Raw genomic sequence first — 13,107 nt, 5'->3', positions numbered from 1 at the left:
AATTAAGCATAGTTTAAGTGGTTTCAGTAAACAACTTTATTGTCTAGTTAAGAACTTTATTGCTCAGTAAATAACTTTATTGTTCTCTTACAAGTAACAAACTGATACCTAATAACTTATTCCACTGTTACAGATTTAGCCAAGTTACGAGGCTGGTCAACATCCGTACCTTTAATTATCGCCACATAATAAGACAATAACTGCAGTGGTAAGGTATAAACAATAGGTGCTATCAGGTCATCACAGTGAGGAACGTTAATCACCTTCATAGTATCATCGCTGGCAAAGTTGGCATCAACATCGGCAAAGACATACATCAAACCGCCACGGGCGCGAACTTCTTCAACGTTTGATTTGAGTTTCTCTATCAGGTCATTTTGCGGTGCTACTACGATTACCGGCATTTCCGCATCGATTAAGGCCAGCGGGCCGTGTTTTAATTCACCGGCGGCATAGGCTTCAGCGTGAATATAAGAAATTTCTTTTAACTTCAACGCACCTTCCATTGCGATAGGGTACTGATCACCGCGCCCTAAGAACAAGGCGTGATGTTTATCGGCAAAATCTTCCGCCAAACCTTCGATTGAACCAGCCAGTGCCAGCACTTCTTCCAGTTTGTTCGGCAGGGTCATTAACGACTGGCTGATTTGCGTTTGGGTTTGCTCATCCATGCCGTGATGCTGGCCGATGGCCAGGGTCATCATCAATAAACCGACCAGCTGGGTGGTGAACGCCTTGGTGGAAGCAACGCCGATTTCGGCACCGGCCTTAGTCATAAAGGCCAGATCAGATTCACGTACCAGAGAAGAACCGGGTACGTTACAGATAGTTAAACTGGCGCGGTAGCCTAATTCTTTCGCTAAACGTAACGCCGCTAAGGTATCGGCGGTTTCACCGGATTGAGAGATAGTCACTAACAGGGCATTGTCCGGCACATGACTGCGGCGGTACCTGAATTCACTGGCGATTTCGATATTACAGGAAACACCGGCCAGGGCTTCTAACCAGTAACGGGCAACCATACCTGAATGATAGCTGGTACCACAGGCGATAATTTGTACATGTTTGATATCTTTGAAGATATCATCGGCGCCGTTACCGAAAGTATTGATATCAAGCTTGCCGCCAACAATGCGGTGCTCCAGGGTATTGCGGATAGCGGTTGGCTGTTCATAAGTCTCTTTTAACATGTAGTGACGGTATTCACCTTTGTCGCCGGCGTCATGGCTGACTTCAGACTCCTGTGCAACACGCTCTACCGGGTCGCCGTTTTTATCGAAAATATTCACTTCGAAACGGGTTACTTCGGCAACATCGCCTTCTTCCAGGTAGCTGAACTGACGGGTAACCGGCAATAAGGCCATAATATCGGAGGCGATAAAGTTTTCGCCTAAACCATAACCAATCACCAGCGGGCTGCCGGAGCGGGCAACAACCACACGCTCGGGATCACGCTTGTCCATGATCACTGTGCCGTAGGCGCCTTCCAGTTGCTTTGCGGTTTTTTGTACTGCTTCAAGCAGACTGCTGCTGGTTTTTAATTCGTGGTGTACCAGATGGGTCATAACTTCGGTATCGGTTTCCGAAACAAACACATAACCTAAATCCTGCAGCTTAGTGCGTAATTCGTCATGGTTTTCGATAATGCCGTTATGTACCAAAGCTATGGTGTTGTCTGAAACATGCGGGTGGGCATTGGTTTCACTGGGAATACCATGGGTGGCCCAGCGGGTATGGGCAATACCTGTACCACCGCTTAACGGTTCGGCACTCAGGGCATCAGCTAGTTCCTGTACTTTCCCTAAGCGACGTACCCGGCTTAATTGTTTGTCTTGATCTACTATGGCAACACCGGCTGAATCATAACCCCGGTATTCCAGGCGTTTTAATCCTTCCACCAATATATCTGCGACATCACGTTGTGCTACCGCTCCGACGATTCCACACATAAAGTTATCCTTTTGTTTGTTGGGCGCAAATTAAGTTCACGCCTTGTTGTAAGAGTTGCTCTTTCACCGAAGGTAAAATTTCATCATCGGTGATCAGCGTGTGTATTTGTTGCCAGGACAATTCAAGATTGGGGATTTTTCGGTTAATTTTTTCCGACTCCACCATCACGATAATTTCCCGGGAAGCCTCAGCCATTACCCGGCTCAGGCCAATCAATTCATTAAAAGTTGTTGTTCCCCGCTGAATATCGATGCCGTCGGCACCGATAAAGAGCTGGTCAAAGTCATAAGAGCGTAAAACATTTTCCGCCACCTGGCCCTGAAAGGCTTCCGATTGCGGATCCCAGGTACCCCCGGTCATCAAAATTGTCGGCTCATTTTCCAGCGCGCGCAAGTCACAGGCAATATCGAGGGAGTTAGTCATCACCACCAGGCCTTTTTTGGCGGCCAGTTCAGGCACTAACGCCGAAGTCGTGCGGCCGCTGTCAATAATGATACGGTGGTGATCTTTGATCAGTTTGGCCGCTTCTTTGGCAATGGCTAACTTTCGGTTTGAAACATGTTCAGGTTTCTGTTCGGTGATTTCGCTGGGTAAAGAGATAGCCCCGCCATAGCGGCGTAATAACAGACCGCTGGCTTCCAGTGCCGATAAGTCCTTGCGTATGGTGACTTCCGAAGTGGAAAATTGCCGGGCAAGACTTTCAACACTGACCTGGCCGCTGTGGTTGAGCTCAGTAATAATAGTGTGACGGCGTTGCTGGGTGTTTCTTTTTGACATTTTTATTTCGTTTGAAACAACTTAACTTTCGATTTGAAAGAAATTCTACCTAAGTTTTTCACAAATGCAACCTTAGCTTGAATAAAAGTGTTGATAATACCAGCAAGATCCCAGGTAACGGCTCCGGCTGTGGAGAAATCACTTAGCTGATCTATTATCAATAAAATAACCTCAAACCTGCCCCGCCGGGCAATCTCCATAAGGGTAAAGCGTATGATCTTCAATAAATCCTTAATCCTATGCCTGGTTGTCTGTGTCACTTACTGCCTTCACTGTGTTTCTGCCTATGCCGACAATCACGGCGGCACCTTCGGCCTGCGCTTTGCCGACGGCAGGGAAACCGGCAATGATGATGTGATGCAGCGTTATTCCCTGAGCTGGAGTTTTGACAAAAAATGGCTGGAAAGTGACTTGGGTTATCTGAGCGGACGCTGGGAATTATCTCATACCCGGTGGCAGCTCTGGCTTCAGGACAAAAATACCGGCTGGACCGTTAACCCGGTGTTTCGTTACGTGCTCCCCGCCAGAAGCTTTATTCCCGCTAAAAACTTTTATTATTTCTTTGATGCCGGTATCGGGGTGATCAAATTGGATCATCGCGGTTTTGAAAAAAGGGATCTGGGCTCCAAATGGCTATTTGAAGATAAGTTAGCCATGGGATTCGGCATAGGAAAACACTACGAGATTGCCATCAGCTGGGTACATTATTCCAATGCTAACCTGGCGAGTAACAATGACGGCGCCAGCATGCTTGCTATCAACTACGCCCTGAGCTTTTGATCTTTTCCCCATAGATCCAACCCCTGCGGTTACCCGTCATCAATGCAGTAAACCCGGCGCTCAGTGGGCGCCAGGTAAATAGCGGACAAAGCCGGCTTATGCTTTAAAGAAAGTCACACATGGGATCTAGGGCCAGCTCATCTCGAGTAAAATGAGGGTAGTCCAGAATCCTGTTATTAACTGAAGTTATCGGGGCATAGGGGCGCATATTATAGAAAGTCACCTCCTTAGCATTACCATAAGCATCAAAGGTAGAGCCGTCGCTGTTATGCAGTTTGCTGGTATCAACAGCAAGCAAGGGAGATATGTAGCCACCGGGATTGTTTTCACTTAACAGCAAAAACAGATAAACATAATCTCTCGACAGATACCACTGCTGGCTGTTCGCTTTAAAGGTATGTTTTACATACATCATATCTTTATCAATACAACCTAAGGTGGTTTCAGCCACTATGGCATTCTTTAAGGCAGAGCCGTTCAGCGGCGCAGGATACCAGGTACGACTCACCTCATTAATGGCAAAACTTGGCGCGCTGGCTGCTGCCAGCAAGAATGAACAAACTAAGATAACCGGGGTAAACTTCATAATCACTTCCTTACAACATTATATCTTTATAGCCATCCGGGCTAAAAAAATGCCGGCAGTAGATACCGCCGGCAATCAAGATTTTCTACGAAAACAAACAAAGCCAGTCTGGTTAGCGGGTTTGTTTAAGCATTAAAATCATGTTCAAGACTTATTCAAAATCACACGAAGCATCAAGGCCCATATAACCAATCGTGTTATATGGGGTACTGCTTCTTTCTCTTTTAGAAGTCATAGGTTCATAAGGGCGTATGGTATAAAAGGTTACCGAAATATCATTACCCTGGGCATCCACGGTAGAGCCGGAAGCATCATGTAAGCGGCTGGTGTCCAACACAAATTCCGGCCCGGTCAGGTAAGCACCTGAGCGGTTGCTATTATAAATGGCAAAGGTCCATTCATAATCCCGTGACTGGCCCCAGACATCATTCCAGGCATTGGCCTTCACCACGTGTTTTTCCCACATCATATCGCGGTCGACACAGCCTACCGTGGTTTCAATAACAGCGGAATTGCCCAAGGTAGAAGCGTACCAGGTGCGGCTCTGCTCGAGCGCACTACTGGAGGCACTGGCCAGAACGAGTAATGAACATGCCAGGGTAGTGGATTTAAACTTCATCATAATTTCCTTATAACTTCTTCTTTTTTATTGTTGGTATAGCCTGTCAGGCTACAAGGTGCGCCCTTAAATATCTGTCAGGGCGCCATGAATTTACCAGCAAACTTGCTGATAAATAAAACCTATAAATCAATCTATTAAATAACATCCAAGTTACCTTTATGACTTAAGTTATCATGTCAGGAAAAATTGTTCAGCGAATAATCTTGCCGGCATGACCTGGATCAGGTTTCACTTAAGCCAAAGGTCAACAAGTCTTTACCGGCTAGAACTGTTCGTACACCAGTACTTCCAAATCAACATCTTCAATCACATCCAGGTTGCCCTGGATATCGATATTTAAGTTGTCGCACTTGCCGCCCGTCACCAGGGTATTGTCTATGGTCAGGGTCACTTCCTGACGAAAATCCGAGATAGGTTGACTGGTATAAAGATTTTCATTATCGCGGTCGACGCCGATCGCTACTGTGCTGCCATCATCAGCGATACAGGTCGCGGTGATCCTGACGTCATAGACAAAATCGTTGATGTCGGGATCATCACCGGTGTAACAAATCACCGAGCCGGCAGAGTAATCGCAAATAATATCCGGCTTGATCCTGCCCAAACCGGAAACTATCGCGGTAATATCAAAGGTTAATTCCTGCCCGGCATCACCGATAAGCTCAATATCGGCAATACGCCGGGTATCCGAGCTATAGCTGTAATCGGTGACAATATGCTTAACACCGCCGATATACACCACATCGGCAAACGAAGGGCTGGCCGTTAACAAAGCCAGCGCCGGTAACACACACTTCAAATACTTCATTTTTTCATCCTTAAACATGCATTTAAAAGAAACAGACAAGCTGTCGGTGACTCACTTTAAAATTCTTCAACAATAAACATATTCAGATCGATATTATCGACAGACTTAACGTCGACCCCGTTCACTTCGACCGTTAATTGCTGGCAGCTACCGCCTGTGGTGAGCCTTTTATTCACCAGTAACTTCACCTCACGGTCTTTATCGGAGACAAAGCCGTTGACCAGCTCATTTTTATTATCCAGATCTGAGCCTATGGCAATGCCGTTACAGGTGATTTTCATTTCCGCCTGGTAACGAAAGTCCTGATCGTAAGTGATCAGCCAGTCGGGCTCGGCGCAGAACTCCCAGGGCTGGGCATTACGGGGCATCAGGCAGCGCCATTCCCGGCTCACATCCTGTATCCCTTTACCGGCAACGATAGCATCGACATTAAAAATCAGCTCCTGGCCGTAATCACCGATAACATCGATGTTAGCGGTATAATTATTGCCGGACTGATTAAAGTCGGCCTTGCTCAGGGTATGCATAGTACCGCCGACATACACGGTATCCGCCAGGGCCGATGATGAAAAAACCGGTAATAATAACGCCAATAAATAAGGTACTTTTTTCATTTTTTCTTCCTTGTGCCGGCTCTCATCATAAAGAGCCTTGTAAACAGTCTTTTGTGAACGGGTTAAAAGGTTTCAGCAATCAACACATCCAGTGAAATATTGCTGATGCTGCTCAATTCCAGGCCGTTCACCGCCACTTTCAGCTGCTGACAATTGCCGCCGGTTACCAGGGTATTTTGAGTCAGTAATTTCACTTCCCGGTATTTATTGGCTACCCGGCCATCGACCTGCTCGTTTTTATTGTCAAGATCAGAGCCTATGGCGATACCGCTACAGCTCACATCCAGCTCGACCACATAGCGAAAATCTTCAGAAATAATCTCGCGAATATCCGGCTCGACGCAGCCCCAGCGCCCCATCTGCAGGCATATTTTCTGGTAGGTAATTTGCTGATAACCGTTGCCGCCGACCACAGCGTCGATATCAAAAATCAATTGCTGGCCGTTATCGCCAACCACATCAATATAAGCGGTGTAATTATTCCCGGACTGCACAAAATCGCTTTTGCTCAGGGTATGTAAGGTACCGTTCACATAAACAGTATCGGCATGGGCAGCGCCACTTAAAGCAGACATCAGCAACAGGGATGTCAGGGCTATTTTTTTCATTGATTATCCTTAATATTATTTTTCTTAGATTGGCAGCACCGCTTGTGGCGCTGCACTTAAAACCGTTTTAGTTACCCTAGAAGCTCTCGGCAATGATGACATTTAATTCGATCAAAGCCGGTCCCGCGCTGCTAAGCTTGTTATCCGCCGAGACGGGTTGCGGCAAACCACTATCACCGTCAAAGGTAAAAGTCAGTTTCATGCTCTGACAGCTTTGGTTGGTGCTCATGGTTTTAGAGATAAAATATTTACTGCCGGAGTCCGAGGCAGAGAAGTCGCCGCAACTCGCCTGTAATGCCATCTCAGTGCCGTCGCTGCGGCCGCTGATTTCAAAATGAAGCTCCTGGCCGTAATCGCCATCCACAGGGATAGTAGTTTTATACCCTGTCAGCACCCACACTGGCTGAGGAATAGAGCAGGGACGGTAGATGTAGTCCACCCGGTATACCGGGATAAAATCCGCTTTGGTTAATTTATACATCACGCCGCCGATATAAATGGGCTCGGCATTGACATCAATCGCCGCCAAAACCGGCTCAGGCGCAACAACCGGGTAGGGCAAGCAGGGATCTATCGGCTCAATCGGGATAATCTGCTCCCTGGGGTCGATAATGTCTATCGGCCCCCCGGGATAGTCCGGACCAACCGGGGTCAGCCCGACAGAAGCAAGCCGGGCTTCTGCTCCGGCATTTTTGCTCAGATAGCAGGGACAGCCGGTCTGTGGCTGCAATAATTCACTGTTTGCTCCGTTGGCAAAAGCAAACAAGGGTAAAAACAACCAGGAAATGGCAATATTTATTATTTTCATTTTTTGCTTCTTATTTTTATGCTCGGGCCTAGGCCCGTAATTAACGCTTCATGACCAGGTTTTTCAGCTCTCGTCGCCGGGAGTCGCCTGAAAAACCCGGGCTGGTTTATCAGTCCGGTGATTGACCGGAGCAGATTAAAACGATTCAGCGATCAAAACATTAAGGTCAATTGTCGACGACTGCTGATAGTCATCAACGCTAAATTCCAACACCATGTTTTCGCAGGTTTGGTTGGTACTCATGCTTTTGGAGATAACATATTTACTGCCGGTATCTGTGCCGCTGAAATTGCCGCAACTGGCGGTCAGTTTCATACTTTTAGCGGAACGTCCGCTCAGTTCAAAAACTAAGTTCTGTCCGTAATCGCCAATAACAGGAATAGATGTTTTATAACCGACAAAGCGTCGGATCGCCCCCAGGCAAGGGTTGTCGTAATAAATGGTTTTATAGACAGGAACAAAGTCTGCCTTGGTTAATTTATGAATCACGCCATTAATATAAATGGGGTCCAGGGCAAGCTGGCTGATGCTTGCTTCAATATTTTCCAGCTCCTCCAGGTTTTGGCTTAAAGGGTCCAAATCCTGTGCCTGGGTGAATAAAGACACCAGGCTCAACATGCCGATAGAAAGTGCTTTTAGTTTGTTCATAATCCATCCTTAGCTAAAGTTTAATCTATTGTTTTATATGTATAATTAAACTAGTTTTCAGTTATGTCCGCAGAAAAGGTTAAAAGACTTCCGCAATCAGGACATCCAGAGAAATATTGTCTATGGTATCCAGCGCAACTCCCTTAACCTCCACTTTCAGTTGCTGACAATTACCGCCTGTCGTTAACTGTTTGCCGACCAGGAGTTTTACTTCCCGATAACGCTCATTGACTTTCCCGTTAACCAGGTCATTTTTGTCATCCATATCCGACCCTATGGCCATACCATTACAACTGACCTGTAACTCGACAACATAACGAAACTCGTTGCCGTAAGTCGTTAAATCTATGGTGCGGTATTCCAGGCATATGGAATGCTCATTTTCCGGTGAACGGGTATTGCCTTGCCAGCGAATACAGTAGGTACGGCTGTTTTCATTGACTTGCTGGTAACCTTGTCCGCCAATAATGCCGTCAATATCAAAAACCAATTCCTGTCCGTAATCGCCGATCACATCTATATAAGCGGTGTAATCATTACCGGATTGCACAAAGTCAGATTTCGATAAGGTATGCAAAGTACCGCCGATATAAACGGTACCCGCAATAGCACCGGCACTGGATAAAGAGGCTGTTAATGCCACTAACAGTAACAAGAGCTTCATGGTTATCCTTATTGCTTAAAAGGCTTCGGCGATTAAGACATCGAGGGAAATATTATTGATCGCGGCAAGTTCCAGGCCCTTGATCTCAACTTTTAACTGCTGGCAACTGCCGCCGGTATTTTTCTGGTTTGTGACCAGCAACTTGGTTTCCCGATAAGTATCCGTGACCTGGCCATTAACCAGGGCATTTTTGTTGTCCATATCCGAACCGATGGCAATACCGCTGCAGGTCACCTGCAACTCAGTCATATATCTGAAGTCATTGGAATATACCGGCACTTCAATCAGGTTATACTGGATACAGGTGGAATGATCCGGGGTTTTCTTGCCGTTCCAGCGAATACACCTGTCGCCGACCTCAGTGACATAGGTCACTTCCTGAAAGCCGTCACCGCCGACAATGGCATCGATATCAAAAATCAGCTGCTGGCCGTAATCACCGATCACATCGATATATGCGGTGTAATTATCGCCGGACTGGGCAAAGTCACTTTTGGACAGGGTATGCAGGGTGCCGTTAACATATACGGTATCTGCCAGGGAGCGGCCGCTAAAAACAGCCAGAGAAATCAGTAACAGGGTATTTAGTAGTTTCATTATGCTTCCATCTAATATCTGGTTTCGAGTCTGCGCCGTCTGACGCAAACCCGGTGAATGTCCCCGAAGGGGCTTAAAAAGCTTCGGCTATCAATATGCTTAAATCGATAAACGGCGGAGGGGAGCCGCTGACAGCAAAAGAAAGTTTCATGCTGGTACAACTTTGTGCTGTGGTCATACGGCTGGAGATCACATATTTATCACCGCTGTCACTGGCATTAAAGGTGCCGCAACTGGCGGTTAGATTCATATTATGTCCGTCGGATCGGCCATTAATATCAAAAATCAGCTCCTGACCTATATCTCCGTATACGGGGATCGTTAAGGTATAGGCAACCAGTCTTTCCACCCTGATCCTTTCACGTCCGGCCTGGATATAATGGGAAATATAGATCGGGGTAAAGTCCGATTCGGTTACCTGATAAAGTACACCATCGATATAGATGGGCTCGGCAGCCGTCTCAATCCCGGCAAAAAGTGCCTCCTGCATAAGCCCCGGGGTTTGTGCAGAGCAACAGCTCCCGGCCCTGGCCGACACGGATAACACCAGAGCCAGGCCACAGACCAGCAAAGGTAACAGCCGGTTATAATTTTTCATCATCTCGTCCGTTTATCCTTTAAAAAGCTTCGGCAATAAGCACAGTTAATTCAATCATCTGAGCTTCAGCGCCGCTGGCGGCAAAGGTCAGCTCCATGGCGGTACAGCTCTGATTGGTGGCCATTTGTTTGAACATCACATACTTATCACCGCTATCCGTGGCGCTAAAGCTGCCGCAACTGGCGGTTAAGGTCATCACTTTACCGTCACTGCGGCCGTTAATATCAAAGATAAGTTGCTGGCCGTTATCCCCGTATACCGGCACAGTGGCGGTATAGGCCACCAGCTTCCTGATACGGATCACTTCACAGGGGGTGTGATATTCGACATATTCATAAACCGGGGTGAAGTTCTCTTTACTAAAACGGTAAAGGGTACCGCCGATATAGATGGGATCAGCGACAACGGCTTGTGTAGCATATTCCTGCTCAACTTGGGCTTGCGCCGGAACCGGGCCTGCTGACATGCAACGATACTCGGCGCTGGCCGGTGCCGTAAAAAGTACAGGCAAAGCCAGGACGAACAAAAGCTTGAACCAAAAATTATTCTTCATAAATTATCCATTTCACAAAAAACATCTTTATCCGTAAGCCGTAAAAAACAGCTTACGGAACCAGGCATTAGAAAATTTCAGCAATCAATACGCTGAGCTCTATCAGGGCAGGCGGTGTCGAGCTGGTGAAGCTGAATTTCAACTCCATATTGCTGCAGCTGCCGTTGGTGTTCATTTGCTTGGAGATAATATATTTATCGCCGGAGTCTGTGGCGCTAAAATTGCCGCAGCTGGCGGCCAAGGTCATAACTTTGCCGTCAGAGCGGCCGTTGATATCAAAGATAAGATCCTGGCCGTAATCGCCGTCAACCGGGATATTGATGGTGTAACCCGCCAGGGTTTTGATCAAAATAGGGTCTTCGCCACAAGGCGGGAAAAGCCAGCGTTCGTTATAAAACGGGGTAAAGTCGGCTTTGTCCAGCTGGTATAACACCCCGCCGATATAAATAGGCTCAACATAAGCATCAATTTCCCCAAGGCCCAGCTTTATCTCAGGCTCTTTCATGATGGGGTATAAGTCGTCACAGATAGGACGCATGATTTGCGCGGAGCCGTCATCGCCCTCTTTTTGCAGGTACAGACATTCACAATAAATCTGCGCGCTGTAACCGTCTTCAATAACAGGTAACTGCTCATTTGCCTGAGCAGCAGTAAAAGGCAACAAGATAAGCGTTAACATTCCCATGAGTATTCTGTTTATTATTTTCATTTTTAATCCTTATTAAAATATTCAACTTCCTATGCCTTAGAAGATTTCGCCAATCAACACATCAAGCTCTATGGCCTCAATGGTATCGACATCCACTCCCTTAACATCCACTTGTAACTGCTGACAATTGCCCCCTGTGCTCAGGCTATTATCAACCAGCAATTTTACTTCCCGGGATCTGTCGTCCACCCAGGTATCATTAAGTTCATTACGGTTATCCATTTCAGAACCAATGGCGATACCGCTGCAACTGACCTGCATTTCCACCACATAACGGAAATCCACCGGCCCTTTATAATGGCAGCTGGTATTACAGTCTTTCTCCGGGGACTCTTTGCCCAAACCGGCAACTCTGGCATCAACATCAAATATCAGCTGCTGCCCGGTATCGCCGTCAACCTCCAGGTAAGCGGTATAATTATTTCCCGATTGCAGGAAGTCCGCCTTATTCAGGGTATATTTGCTGCCGCTGACATAAACCACGCCGGCGAATAACCCGGTACTGATAAACATCATCGAAGCCGCTAAGGTTTTTTTTGCTAGTTCCATCGCTTTGCCCGTACTCACTTTTTTTGACTTATTCACTTATTCGGGGCGAAAAACATTCGCCCTGCAGAAAACCACGCGTTAAAAGGTTTCGGCAATCAGCACATTCAAGTCTATCGAGGCAGGCTGAGAGCTGGTGACATCCAAAGTCAGCTTCATGCTGCTACAGGTTTGATTAGTACTCATACGCTTGGAAATACTGTATTTATCATCGAGATCAGAGGCAGAAAAAGCCCCGCAACTGGCGGTGAGTTTCATCACCTTACCGGCAGTATCGCCATTGATATTAAAGATCAGCTCCTGGCCGACATCGCCGCTGACGGGAATAGTGGCGGTATAAGACACCACAACCGGGATCAGGTACGTTTTACCTGTGCAGGGGTCGCGATAATAGGTATCACGTATCACAGGTGTGAAGTCGCCTTTGTCCAGCTGATATAAAGTCCCGCCGATATAAATAGGCTCAAGAGCAGCACTTGTTTGTCCAAGTTCAGGCAAGGGCTGGGGCTGATCATTGATGATATGACATTCATCGATGGGGGTATCTTCAATAAAGGCATTGTCTTCACTGGCCATCAAGTTAAAAGGCAGCAACAAAACGGCCACCAGGCCGATAACTTTTTTATTGAAATTTTTCATAATATTTCTCATTAATAACGGATATTCAATAACCCCGGCTTTATTAAAAAAACCGCGGCGCTTACTTATTAAAATGCTTCGGTAATGGCGACATTGAGCTCGAGTTCGCTGTTTTCCATCCAGGAAACCGCCAACAGGGTTAGCCTTTCGCACGGCTGGACAAAAGTTGCTCTTTTATTGATGAAAACTTTCATTACTCCGGATTCCTCCATCAGGTAACCTTCGGAGTCGTCGATACCGATATAGGTACCGTTACAACCGGCAAGTAAACTGACCTTGTAGTAATAAAAGCCAAAGTCCGGGTTAAGAACGCCGTCTCCCGACACCCGGACATCAATATCAAAGATCAACTCCCGCCCCTGATCACCTACTACATTCAAACTGGTGAGGTAACGGGTCAAACCGTTGCTGTCCGGGGTGGGGTTGCCAAAGTCTTCGGTCACCAGGGTATGGCGCTCGCCGCCGACATAAACGGTATCGCCGGCCCATAAAAAACCACTGTAAAAAGATAAAACCAATAACCAGTAACTTAATCGCATTGAATCATGTCTCTATTATTTTTATTTATCTGGCTGAATTTATTAAACATTCAACCAAAAG

General features: G+C 46.7%; 18 protein-coding genes. 1 reads left to right on the top strand and 17 read right to left on the bottom strand.

What is annotated here, in order from left to right; all coding sequences use genetic code 11:
* Positions 1-116: 116 nt before the first annotated feature.
* Positions 117-1,949 (bottom strand): glutamine--fructose-6-phosphate transaminase (isomerizing), encoded by a 1,833-nt coding sequence (glmS, locus tag QL234_RS17460; protein ID WP_281559087.1) that lies wholly within the window; start codon positions 1,947-1,949, stop codon positions 117-119.
* 4 nt (positions 1,950-1,953) lie between these two features.
* Positions 1,954-2,727 carry a DeoR family transcriptional regulator gene (locus QL234_RS17455; protein WP_281559086.1) on the bottom strand — a complete coding sequence of 258 codons (774 nt, stop codon included), beginning with the start codon at positions 2,725-2,727 and terminating at the stop codon, positions 1,954-1,956.
* 213 nt (positions 2,728-2,940) lie between these two features.
* On the opposite strand from QL234_RS17455, the gene QL234_RS17450 reads away from it, so the two are divergent.
* Positions 2,941-3,507 (top strand): acyloxyacyl hydrolase, encoded by a 567-nt coding sequence (locus QL234_RS17450; protein WP_281559085.1) that lies wholly within the window; start codon positions 2,941-2,943, stop codon positions 3,505-3,507.
* A 103-nt stretch (positions 3,508-3,610) separates the two neighbouring features.
* Here QL234_RS17450 and QL234_RS17445 read toward each other — a convergent pair whose 3' ends face one another.
* The 15 genes from QL234_RS17445 to QL234_RS17375 form a co-directional block, all read right to left on the bottom strand.
* Positions 3,611-4,093, bottom strand: coding sequence for a hypothetical protein (locus tag QL234_RS17445; protein WP_281559084.1), 483 nt, complete (start codon positions 4,091-4,093; stop codon positions 3,611-3,613).
* A 151-nt stretch (positions 4,094-4,244) separates the two neighbouring features.
* Entirely contained in the window at positions 4,245-4,715 is a 471-nt protein-coding gene (locus QL234_RS17440; protein WP_281559083.1) for a hypothetical protein, read from the bottom strand.
* A 262-nt stretch (positions 4,716-4,977) separates the two neighbouring features.
* Positions 4,978-5,523: a hypothetical protein gene (locus tag QL234_RS17435; protein WP_281559082.1), complete on the bottom strand. Its 546-nt coding sequence runs from the start codon at positions 5,521-5,523 to the stop codon at positions 4,978-4,980.
* Positions 5,524-5,579: 56 nt separating this feature from the next.
* Positions 5,580-6,137 carry a hypothetical protein gene (locus tag QL234_RS17430; RefSeq protein ID WP_281559081.1) on the bottom strand — a complete coding sequence of 186 codons (558 nt, stop codon included), beginning with the start codon at positions 6,135-6,137 and terminating at the stop codon, positions 5,580-5,582.
* 62 nt (positions 6,138-6,199) lie between these two features.
* Positions 6,200-6,745 (bottom strand): hypothetical protein, encoded by a 546-nt coding sequence (locus QL234_RS17425; protein ID WP_281559080.1) that lies wholly within the window; start codon positions 6,743-6,745, stop codon positions 6,200-6,202.
* A 76-nt stretch (positions 6,746-6,821) separates the two neighbouring features.
* Positions 6,822-7,553, bottom strand: a complete 732-nt coding sequence (locus tag QL234_RS17420) for a hypothetical protein (RefSeq protein WP_281559079.1) — start codon at positions 7,551-7,553, stop codon at positions 6,822-6,824.
* Positions 7,554-7,688: 135 nt separating this feature from the next.
* Positions 7,689-8,201: a hypothetical protein gene (locus QL234_RS17415; RefSeq protein WP_281559078.1), complete on the bottom strand. Its 513-nt coding sequence runs from the start codon at positions 8,199-8,201 to the stop codon at positions 7,689-7,691.
* A 79-nt stretch (positions 8,202-8,280) separates the two neighbouring features.
* On the bottom strand, positions 8,281-8,865 hold the full coding sequence (locus QL234_RS17410; RefSeq protein ID WP_281559077.1) for a hypothetical protein: 585 nt from the start codon (positions 8,863-8,865) through the stop codon (positions 8,281-8,283).
* Between the two features lie 15 nt (positions 8,866-8,880).
* Positions 8,881-9,462: a hypothetical protein gene (locus QL234_RS17405; protein ID WP_281559076.1), complete on the bottom strand. Its 582-nt coding sequence runs from the start codon at positions 9,460-9,462 to the stop codon at positions 8,881-8,883.
* A gap of 73 nt (positions 9,463-9,535) precedes the next feature.
* A complete protein-coding gene (locus tag QL234_RS17400; protein WP_281559075.1) occupies positions 9,536-10,063 on the bottom strand; it encodes a hypothetical protein in 528 nt (175 codons plus the stop codon).
* Positions 10,064-10,079: 16 nt separating this feature from the next.
* Positions 10,080-10,613: a hypothetical protein gene (locus QL234_RS17395; protein WP_281559074.1), complete on the bottom strand. Its 534-nt coding sequence runs from the start codon at positions 10,611-10,613 to the stop codon at positions 10,080-10,082.
* A 67-nt stretch (positions 10,614-10,680) separates the two neighbouring features.
* Positions 10,681-11,322, bottom strand: a complete 642-nt coding sequence (locus QL234_RS17390; RefSeq protein WP_281559073.1) for a hypothetical protein — start codon at positions 11,320-11,322, stop codon at positions 10,681-10,683.
* A 36-nt stretch (positions 11,323-11,358) separates the two neighbouring features.
* Positions 11,359-11,871 (bottom strand): hypothetical protein, encoded by a 513-nt coding sequence (locus QL234_RS17385; protein WP_281559072.1) that lies wholly within the window; start codon positions 11,869-11,871, stop codon positions 11,359-11,361.
* A 78-nt stretch (positions 11,872-11,949) separates the two neighbouring features.
* Positions 11,950-12,507 (bottom strand): hypothetical protein, encoded by a 558-nt coding sequence (locus QL234_RS17380; protein WP_281559071.1) that lies wholly within the window; start codon positions 12,505-12,507, stop codon positions 11,950-11,952.
* Positions 12,508-12,575: 68 nt separating this feature from the next.
* Positions 12,576-13,046, bottom strand: a complete 471-nt coding sequence (locus QL234_RS17375) for a hypothetical protein (RefSeq protein WP_281559070.1) — start codon at positions 13,044-13,046, stop codon at positions 12,576-12,578.
* Positions 13,047-13,107: the final 61 nt, after the last annotated feature.

The sequence above is a fragment of the Thalassomonas sp. RHCl1 genome, assembly GCF_947387555.1.
Classification (GTDB): Bacteria; Pseudomonadota; Gammaproteobacteria; order Enterobacterales; family Alteromonadaceae; genus Thalassomonas.
Note: the sequence above shows the minus strand (reverse complement) of the source record. Positions and strands in the feature narration are given on the sequence as shown.

What these genes read in the sequence shown, in the direction of transcription:
- glmS (WP_281559087.1), bottom strand. Translation starts at nt 1,949, where the DNA reads ATGTGTGGAATCGTCGGAGCGGTAGCACAACGTGATGTCGCAGATATA.
- QL234_RS17455 (WP_281559086.1), bottom strand. Translation starts at nt 2,727, where the DNA reads ATGTCAAAAAGAAACACCCAGCAACGCCGTCACACTATTATTACTGAG.
- QL234_RS17450 (WP_281559085.1), top strand. Translation starts at nt 2,941, where the DNA reads ATGATCTTCAATAAATCCTTAATCCTATGCCTGGTTGTCTGTGTCACT.
- QL234_RS17445 (WP_281559084.1), bottom strand. Translation starts at nt 4,093, where the DNA reads ATGAAGTTTACCCCGGTTATCTTAGTTTGTTCATTCTTGCTGGCAGCA.
- QL234_RS17440 (WP_281559083.1), bottom strand. Translation starts at nt 4,715, where the DNA reads ATGATGAAGTTTAAATCCACTACCCTGGCATGTTCATTACTCGTTCTG.
- QL234_RS17435 (WP_281559082.1), bottom strand. Translation starts at nt 5,523, where the DNA reads ATGAAGTATTTGAAGTGTGTGTTACCGGCGCTGGCTTTGTTAACGGCC.
- QL234_RS17430 (WP_281559081.1), bottom strand. Translation starts at nt 6,137, where the DNA reads ATGAAAAAAGTACCTTATTTATTGGCGTTATTATTACCGGTTTTTTCA.
- QL234_RS17425 (WP_281559080.1), bottom strand. Translation starts at nt 6,745, where the DNA reads ATGAAAAAAATAGCCCTGACATCCCTGTTGCTGATGTCTGCTTTAAGT.
- QL234_RS17420 (WP_281559079.1), bottom strand. Translation starts at nt 7,553, where the DNA reads ATGAAAATAATAAATATTGCCATTTCCTGGTTGTTTTTACCCTTGTTT.
- QL234_RS17415 (WP_281559078.1), bottom strand. Translation starts at nt 8,201, where the DNA reads ATGAACAAACTAAAAGCACTTTCTATCGGCATGTTGAGCCTGGTGTCT.
- QL234_RS17410 (WP_281559077.1), bottom strand. Translation starts at nt 8,865, where the DNA reads ATGAAGCTCTTGTTACTGTTAGTGGCATTAACAGCCTCTTTATCCAGT.
- QL234_RS17405 (WP_281559076.1), bottom strand. Translation starts at nt 9,462, where the DNA reads ATGAAACTACTAAATACCCTGTTACTGATTTCTCTGGCTGTTTTTAGC.
- QL234_RS17400 (WP_281559075.1), bottom strand. Translation starts at nt 10,063, where the DNA reads ATGATGAAAAATTATAACCGGCTGTTACCTTTGCTGGTCTGTGGCCTG.
- QL234_RS17395 (WP_281559074.1), bottom strand. Translation starts at nt 10,613, where the DNA reads ATGAAGAATAATTTTTGGTTCAAGCTTTTGTTCGTCCTGGCTTTGCCT.
- QL234_RS17390 (WP_281559073.1), bottom strand. Translation starts at nt 11,322, where the DNA reads ATGAAAATAATAAACAGAATACTCATGGGAATGTTAACGCTTATCTTG.
- QL234_RS17385 (WP_281559072.1), bottom strand. Translation starts at nt 11,871, where the DNA reads ATGGAACTAGCAAAAAAAACCTTAGCGGCTTCGATGATGTTTATCAGT.
- QL234_RS17380 (WP_281559071.1), bottom strand. Translation starts at nt 12,507, where the DNA reads ATGAAAAATTTCAATAAAAAAGTTATCGGCCTGGTGGCCGTTTTGTTG.
- QL234_RS17375 (WP_281559070.1), bottom strand. Translation starts at nt 13,046, where the DNA reads ATGCGATTAAGTTACTGGTTATTGGTTTTATCTTTTTACAGTGGTTTT.